Source organism: Actinomadura sp. NPDC048032 (genome assembly GCF_040653175.1).
Classification (GTDB): Bacteria; Actinomycetota; Actinomycetes; order Streptosporangiales; family Streptosporangiaceae; genus Spirillospora; species Spirillospora verrucosospora.
This window is the reverse complement of sequence record NZ_JBEZJP010000426.1, coordinates 1-7,172: the sequence shown is the minus strand read 5'-3', so window position 1 is coordinate 7,172 and position 7,172 is coordinate 1. Positions and strand designations below refer to the sequence as shown.

8 protein-coding genes and 1 pseudogene are annotated in these 7,172 nt (G+C 74.1%); 7 read left to right on the top strand and 2 right to left on the bottom strand.

Going from position 1 to position 7,172, the window contains the following annotated elements:
* Positions 1–6 precede the first annotated feature (6 nt).
* Positions 7–327: a transcriptional regulator gene (locus AB0C69_RS35185; RefSeq protein ID WP_360359557.1), complete on the top strand. Its 321-nt coding sequence runs from the start codon at positions 7–9 to the stop codon at positions 325–327.
* 59 nt (positions 328–386) lie between these two features.
* Here AB0C69_RS35185 and AB0C69_RS35180 read toward each other — a convergent pair whose 3' ends face one another.
* Positions 387–1,538, bottom strand: coding sequence for a nucleotide disphospho-sugar-binding domain-containing protein (locus tag AB0C69_RS35180; protein WP_345181998.1), 1,152 nt, complete (start codon positions 1,536–1,538; stop codon positions 387–389).
* Between the two features lie 86 nt (positions 1,539–1,624).
* Here AB0C69_RS35180 and AB0C69_RS35175 point away from each other — a divergent pair, with 86 nt between their 5' ends.
* From AB0C69_RS35175 to AB0C69_RS35160, 4 genes are all read left to right on the top strand, one after another.
* Complete coding sequence (locus tag AB0C69_RS35175) at positions 1,625–2,104, top strand: SRPBCC domain-containing protein (RefSeq protein WP_345182000.1); 480 nt, start codon at positions 1,625–1,627, stop codon at positions 2,102–2,104.
* A 46-nt stretch (positions 2,105–2,150) separates the two neighbouring features.
* Positions 2,151–2,639 carry an EF-hand domain-containing protein gene (locus AB0C69_RS35170; protein WP_345182002.1) on the top strand — a complete coding sequence of 163 codons (489 nt, stop codon included), beginning with the start codon at positions 2,151–2,153 and terminating at the stop codon, positions 2,637–2,639.
* 108 nt (positions 2,640–2,747) lie between these two features.
* The gene (locus AB0C69_RS35165; protein ID WP_345182004.1) at positions 2,748–3,584 is read left to right on the top strand and encodes an ABC transporter permease; all 837 of its coding nucleotides are present in this window, start codon (positions 2,748–2,750) and stop codon (positions 3,582–3,584) included.
* Between the two features lie 104 nt (positions 3,585–3,688).
* On the top strand, positions 3,689–4,600 hold the full coding sequence (locus tag AB0C69_RS35160) for an arylamine N-acetyltransferase (protein ID WP_360359552.1): 912 nt from the start codon (positions 3,689–3,691) through the stop codon (positions 4,598–4,600).
* 31 nt (positions 4,601–4,631) lie between these two features.
* Here AB0C69_RS35160 and AB0C69_RS35155 read toward each other — a convergent pair whose 3' ends face one another.
* Entirely contained in the window at positions 4,632–5,654 is a 1,023-nt protein-coding gene (locus tag AB0C69_RS35155; protein WP_360359549.1) for a glucose-1-phosphate thymidylyltransferase, read from the bottom strand.
* Here AB0C69_RS35155 and AB0C69_RS35150 point away from each other — a divergent pair.
* Both AB0C69_RS35150 and pcaB read left to right on the top strand, forming a co-directional pair.
* Positions 5,654–5,812: pseudogene (locus AB0C69_RS35150) on the top strand (protocatechuate 3,4-dioxygenase subunit alpha); the annotation flags it as partial. The gene AB0C69_RS35155 and the pseudogene AB0C69_RS35150 overlap by 1 nt on opposite strands.
* Positions 5,802–7,022 carry a 3-carboxy-cis,cis-muconate cycloisomerase gene (gene pcaB, locus AB0C69_RS35145; protein WP_360359546.1) on the top strand — a complete coding sequence of 407 codons (1,221 nt, stop codon included), beginning with the start codon at positions 5,802–5,804 and terminating at the stop codon, positions 7,020–7,022. The pseudogene AB0C69_RS35150 and the gene pcaB, both read left to right, overlap by 11 nt.
* Positions 7,023–7,172 lie beyond the last annotated feature (150 nt).

Sequence of the window (7,172 nt, the reverse complement as noted above, 5' to 3'; positions counted from 1 at the left end):
ATCGAGATCAAGAACGGCTTCAACCCCGAGGCCGTCCTCGCCGACCTCTATCGGCTGACGCCGATGGAGGAGACGTTCGGCATCTCCCAGCTGGCGGTGTCGCAGCACCTGAAGGTGCTGCGCGACCACGGGTTCGCCTCGGTCCGGGCCGAGGGGACGAGGCGGCTGTACGCGATCGACCCCGCGCCCCTGCGCGAGGTCGACACGTGGCTGGAGCAGTTCCGCGGGTTCTGGGCCCAGCCCCTCGACGCCCTGGCCACGGAGGTGGCCAGGGGCCGGCGCGAGGCGCGCGGCACGGCGGGGGACCGGGCACCGCGGAAGGCCTGATCCGCCAGGCCGCCCGCCCCGGGCCTCGGCTCGTGACGGGCGGGCGGACGGTGGACGGGCTACAGGCGCGCGACGAGGCCGGCCAGCTCGGCGGCGACCGCCGCGGGGGACGGCAGGCCCGCGACCTCGGTGTGGACCTCGGCGGTCGCCGTCCGCAGCGTCTCGTCCTCCAGCAGGCGCTCCAGCATCGTCGCGGTGATCTCCTCGGCGGGCGCCGTCAGGCCGATGCCCCGGTCGCGCACGTCCTGCCCGATGGCTTCCGAGGCCACGTCCTGCGGGTCCAGGGCGACCATCTGGGGAATGCCGGCCTCCACCGCGGACATGACCGTGTTGGCGCCGCCGTGGTGCACGACCGCCGAGCACGTCCGGAACAGCTCGCCGAAGGGGACCCAGCCGTCGGCGGGCCGGACGTTCGGCGGCAGCGTGCCCAGGGCCGAGGTGTCGACGTTGCCGAGCGCGAGCACGAAGTCGGCGTCCACCTTCGACGCGGCCTCGATGACCGGCGGCAGGGTGCCGAGCCCGAAGAACTTGGCAGAGAAGCCGCCGCCGAGCGAGAGCACGACTCGCGGCCGCTGCGGCCGCTGGCGCCACAGCCCGCCGAGGACGCCGCCGCCGTCGTAGGAGTGCCCGCCCATGAACCCGCCCTCGGGCCTGGCGTGCAGCATGCTCGGCGGCAGCCGCTCCAGGATCATCGCGGGCCGCGGGATGGCCGGGACCCCGTACTCCTCGCACAGGTCCGGCAGCAGCCCGGCCGTCAGCTGGTGGGTCCGCCCGGTGGTGAAGGGCCCCAGGTTCCGCTGGACGGCCGGGACGCCGAGCCTGGCCGCCGCCATGGCCCCGACCGTGGTCGTCTGCTCGTAGACGACGAGGTCCGGGCGCCACTGGTCGACCACCTCCATGGTCCCGGCGACCAGCGGCCGGTTGAACCCGGCGAACATGGGCGCCCGGGGGGAGATGTCCCTGTCCGGCCCGACACTCCGGAACCACGTCTCCGCGAATCCGGGATCGTCCTCGAGTACCTTCTGCGCGATCGTCACGGCGCTGTAGCCCGGCGCCACGTCGACCACGGGCAGCCCGGCCCCGGCCGCCCACTCGGGGCGCTCCGCGAGCGCCACGAGCACCTCGTGGCCCGCGGAGCGGAAGGCCCAGGCCAGGGGCACGAGCGTGAAGACGTGGCCGGCCGCGGGAACGGAGATGAACAGCACGCGCATGGTGGAATCCTCCCGGGGGCGGGACCGGGGCGCCGACGAGGCGGTCTCCGGTCTACTCCTCCAGGAGATTACTATATATAGTTCAAGTGTCTAGCGAGCTGGAGGGGTTCGTGACGCCGCCGATCTGCCCGCCCGACCTGTCGGCCAGGCCGTACCGAGCGATCGTGGAGCACCCCGCGGCCGCGCCGGCCGCCGCGGTGTTCCGCGCCTGGACGGAGCGGTTCGACCGGTGGTTCGCCCAGCCGGGCGAGATCGTGATGAAGGCCGAGGTCGACGCGCCCTACTTCTTCCAGACGTTCCACGAGGGACGGCGGCATCCGCACTACGGCCGGTTCCTCCGTGTCGACCCGGACCGGCTGCTCGAACTCACGTGGCTCAACGAGGCGGGGACCCGCGGGGTCGAGACGGTGCTGACCGTCGAGCTGTCGCCCCGTCCCGGCGGCTCCCTGCTGCGCCTGACGCACGCGGGCTTCCCCGACGACCGGACGAGGGACGAGCACGAGACCGCGTGGAGATCGATCCTCCTGAACCGCCTCGACCCCGTGCTGCGGGGGACGGAGGCCTGACCGGCGGCGCCGCGCGCCGCGCCTTCCGACCCGAGGAGTGTTCCGCATGGCCACTGCCGAAGAGTACGAAGCCCTCTTCAAGGCGTTCGACCACGACGGCGACGGCGTCATCGAGCAGACCGACGTCGACCTGCTCGTGCAGCGGTGGTGCCGCGCGCTGCACGTGTCGCCCGGCTCCCCGCAGTGGCTGGCGATCACGCGGCCGTCCAACCGGCTGTTCCAGCGGTTGGAGGGGAGCGTCGACGAGGCGGGGGACAAGAAGGTGAGCCGCGAGCAGTGGGTCGCCTCGCACGAGCGGCCGGGATTCATCGAGGACGTCGCCATCCCCTGGGGCGTCGCGGTGTTCGACATGGGCGCGGACGCCGACGCGCGGGTGTCCCTCCAGGTGTGGATGACGACGCATTCGGCGACGGGCTACCCGCAGCTGGAGAGCCTCGCCGGGTTCCAGCGGCTCGACGAGGACGGGGACGGCTATCTCGACAGGGACCCCTTCGTGAAGTACATCGAGGACTTCTACCACCGGGACCACGCCTGATCGGCTCCGGGGCGGCTCCGCCGGCGGGTCATTAGACTTGTCTTATATAAGCTGCGGGTTTATTATTTGGCCTGGACGGCTCAGCGCGGAGTGAGGGAGGCAGGCGAGATGACGACGTCCCAGCCGGTGGCGGGCGAGAGAGTGCGCGGACCCCTGCTGACGCCCGGCGAGCGCCCGCCGAGGGCGGGCGTGCTCTCGGCGTCGCTGACCTTCGCGTTCCGCTCGCTGCTGAAGATCAAGCGGGCGCCCGAAGGGCTGTTCGGCGCCCTGCTGCAGGCGGTCATGTTCACCCTGCTGTTCACCTACCTCTTCGGCGGGGCGATCGCGGGGTCGCCGAGCGAGTACCTGGACTTCTTCCTGCCCGGGGTCTCGGTCATCGCGATCGTGCTCGCGAGCATGAACACGGGGTTCGTGCTGAACGTGGACATCGACCAGGGCGTGTTCGACCGGGTGCGGTCGCTGCCGGTGTGGCAGTCGTCGGTGCTGGTCGGGGCGATGCTGGGGGACGTGGTCCGGTACGCGGTGGCTTCGGTGGTGCCGCTGCTGCTGGGGCTGGCGCTGGGGTTCCGCCCCGACGGCGGCCTGGGCGGCGTCGTGCTGGCGCTGCTGTTCCTCCAGGTGTTCGCCTTCAGCCTCGCGTGGATCTGGGCCCTGATCGGCGTGGCGGTGCGCACGGCGGCGTCGGCGCAGATGCTCATCATCACGCTGGACTCGGTCCTGCTGTTCGGCAGCAACATCATCGCGCCGCGCGAGACCATGCCGTCGTGGCTCCAGACCGTCATCGGGTTCAACCCGATCACGCACGCGGCGACGGCTGTGCGCGGGCTGATGCAGGGCACCGAGACCGCGGGCCAGATGGGCCGGGCGTTCCTGGCCTGTGCGATCCTCGTCGCGGTCTTCGCCCCGCTCACCGCGTACGCGTACTCGCGACGCGGCCGCGCGTAGCGGCGGACGGTCGCCGCGCCCTCCCAGGGGCGAGTCCGGCTTGTGCTACTTTAAAGTAAAGTGCGTGTGGTGGCGCGACCGCACCCGGTTCCGGACGGAGGGCCATGGCCGACCAGTACACATCGGGTACCGCGCCTGTCCCCGGCGGGCCCGGCTACGTCGCCGCCTACCTGGAGCGCCTCGGCATCGGCGACCCGGGCGAGCCCTCGCTCTCCGGGCTCTTCGCACTGCACCGGGCCCATGTGGAGCGGGTGCCGTACGAAGTGCTGGAGATCCAGCTGGGACGGCCGACCACCGCGGACCCGCGTGACGCGGCCCGCCAGGTGCTGAAGGGGCGCGGCGGGTACTGCGTGCAGCTCAACGGCGCGTTCTCCACTCTGCTGGGCGCCCTCGGATACGACGTCACGTGGCACCGGGCCGGCGTGCACGCCGCCCGCAAGCTGCCCCAGGTCGGACCGGCCGAACCGGCCCCGCACCTGGTGCTCACCGTGAGCGTGGAGGGCGAGGACTGGATGGTGGACGTCGGCCTCGGCGACGGGCTGCACGAGCCCCTGCCGCTGCGCGCGGGGACGTACCGCCAGGGACCCTTCGCCTTCCACCTCGGCCCCTCGCGGTTCGAGACCGGCGCCTGGCGCTTCGACCACGACCGCGGCGGCGCGATCGCCGGGCTCGACTTCTCGATGGCGCCCGCCAGCCCGGCGGACTTCGCCGAATGGCACCCCTACCTGGCCACCGACCCCGAATCGCGCCTGGTGCGGACGGTCGCGGTGATGCGGCGCGACGCGACGAGCGTCGACGGCCTCACCGGCTGCATGCTGCGGCACATCGACGACTCCGGCACGACGACCAGGGAGCTCGGCACCTCCGCCGAGTGGTACGGGGCGCTCGCCGAGGTCTTCGGCCTGCCGCTGGCGGACGTGGGCCCGCAGGACCGGACCGCGCTGTGGACGAAGGTCCGGGGCGCCCATGAGGCCTGGCTGGAGGCGAGGGCCCGGCGGTCCGCGGCCCGGGCCTGAGGCACCGCCCGGGGCCCGCGCACCGGCCGGGCTATGCCGGGACCTCGACCCGCGCGTCGTCGCCGACGACCAGGCTGAACCGGGCCGAGGCGCTCACGCTGGCGTTGCGGCCGATGATCGAGTCGTGCAGCCCGGCGAAGCCGGAGACCGACGCGTTGTCGAGCACGATGGAGCCGGCCACGCCGGCGCGCCGCAGGACGCAGCCCCGGCCGATCGAGGTGCGGGGGCCGATGTGGCTGTCCTCGACGACCGAGCCCGCGCCGACGATCACGGGGCCCTCGATGCGGGAGCGCACGACCCGCGCCCCGGCCTCGACGACGACCGCGCCGTCGATCCGGCAGTGCGCGTCGACCTCGCCGGCGATCCCGGGCTGCAGCGACTCCAGGAGCCGGCGGTTGCAGTCCAGGACGTCCTCGGCGCGGCCGGTGTCCTTCCAGTAGCCGCCGTACTCGCTGGCCCGCACGTCCGCGCCCCGGGCCACCAGCCACTGGACGGCGTCCGTGATCTCGAGCTCCCCCCGCGCGCTCGGCTCGATCGACGCCACCGCCTCATGGACGGCCGGGGTGAAGAAGTACACCCCGATCAGCCCCAGATCGCTCCGGGGCTCCGCCGGCTTCTCCACCAGCCGCTCGACCCGTCCCTCGACGTCCAGCTCCACCACCCCGAAGGCGCGCGGGTCGGCCACCTTGTGCACCAGCACCTGGGCGTCGGGCCGCCGCGCGGCGAAGTCCTCGGCGATGTCGGCGACGCCGTGGGGCAGCATGTTGTCGCCCAGGTACATCACGAAGTCGTCGTCGGCGAGGAAGCGGCGGGCCAGGATCACGCAGTGCGCCAGACCGAGCGGCCGCTCCTGGTGGATGTAGGTCACCCGCGCGCCGAACCGGGAGCCGTCGCCCGCGAAATCGATGATCTCCTGGGCGCGGTCGCCGACGATGATTCCGATCTCCGTGACGCCGAGGGCGCGGATGTTGAGAAGGACGTACTCCAGGACCGGCCTGTTGGCGATCGGCATCAGCTGCTTGGCCATGGAGTGGCTGAAGGGGCGCAGCCGCATTCCCCGAGGACGCGGCCGCCCACGCGTCCGACCCGCTGCTCGGGGCCGTCCCGCCGGAGCGGCGCGCGACCCTGGTCGCCGAACGCGAAGGGGAGCGGGAGTACCGGTTCGACGTCCGCCTCCAGGGGGACGGGGAGACGGTGTTCCTTGCCTTCTGACGAGCGCCCGCAGCCGGCCGGCGGGCCCGGGCCCGCGCAGGAGCCCGGCCCGGCGCCGGACGCGGGACTGCTGTCGCCCGTCCGGGCGGGAACGGAGGCCGAGGCCGCCACCAGCGACCGGGCCTACCTGACCGCCATGCTCGACGCGGAGGCGGCGCTCGCCCGCGCGCAGGCCCGGCTCGGCCTCGTCCCCGCCGCCGCCGCCGAGGCGATCACCGCGGCCGCGGACGCGGACCGGTTCGACCTGCCCGGCATCGCCAGCCGGGCGCGCGGCTCCGGCAACCCCGTCGTGCCGCTGGTCGCCGATCTGCGCGCGCTCGCCGGCGCCGCGGGCGAGCACGTCCACAAGGGCGCCACCAGCCAGGACATCGCCGACACCGGCGCCATGCTCGTCGCGGCCCGCGCCAGGCGCGTCGTCCTCGCCCACCTCGACCGGGCACTGGACGCGCTGGCCGGGCTCGCGGCGCGGTACCGCGACACCCCGATGCCGGCCCGCACCCTCGGCCGGCAGGCGCTGCCGACGACGTTCGGCGCCAAGGCCGCGGGCTGGCTCATGGGCTGCCTGGAGGCGCGCGAGGGCCTCGCCGCCGTGTCGCTGCCCGTCCAGCTCGGCGGCCCCGCCGGGACGCTGGACGCCTTCGGCGACCGGGCCTTCGACCTCGTCGAGGCCTACGCGCAGGAGACCGGGCTGGCGCGGCCCGTCCTGCCGTGGCACACCCGCCGCACGCCCGTCGCCCGGCTCGCGGCGGCGCTGGCGGTGGCCGCGGGCGCCCTCGGCAAGATCGCCACTGACGTGTGGCTGCTGGCGCAGAGCGAGGTCGGCGAGGTCGCGGAGGCCGCGGGCGCGGGCCGGGGCGGCTCGTCGTCGATGCCGCACAAGCGCAACCCGGCGCTGTCCGCGCTGGTCCGGTCCGCCGCCCTGCAGGTCCCGGCGCAGGTCCAGGTGGTCCTCGCCGCGCAGGCCGCGCCGCACGAGCGGCCGGCGGGGGAGTGGCACGCCGAGTGGCAGCCGCTGCGCGAGTGCCTGCGGCTGACCGGCGGCGCCGCCGAGACGGCCGCCGAGCTGCTGGACGGCCTGGAGGTGTCCACCGAGCTGATGCGCGCCGACCTCGACGACCTCCTGGACGTCCTCGGCGACGACCCCGGGACCGGGGCCGCCGCCGACCTCGTGGGCCGGGCCCTCGACGCCTACCGCAGGGGCCGCGCGTGATCGCCGCGCCGCGGCACCGCCTGGACGGGCCGGACGGCGCGCCCGTCGTCGTCCTCGGCCCGTCCCTGGCGATCGTGGACGCCGTCGGCCCGGAGCCCGAGAAGATCGCGGCCGTGCTGGACGAGGAGCTCGAACGGTTCGCCGCGCACG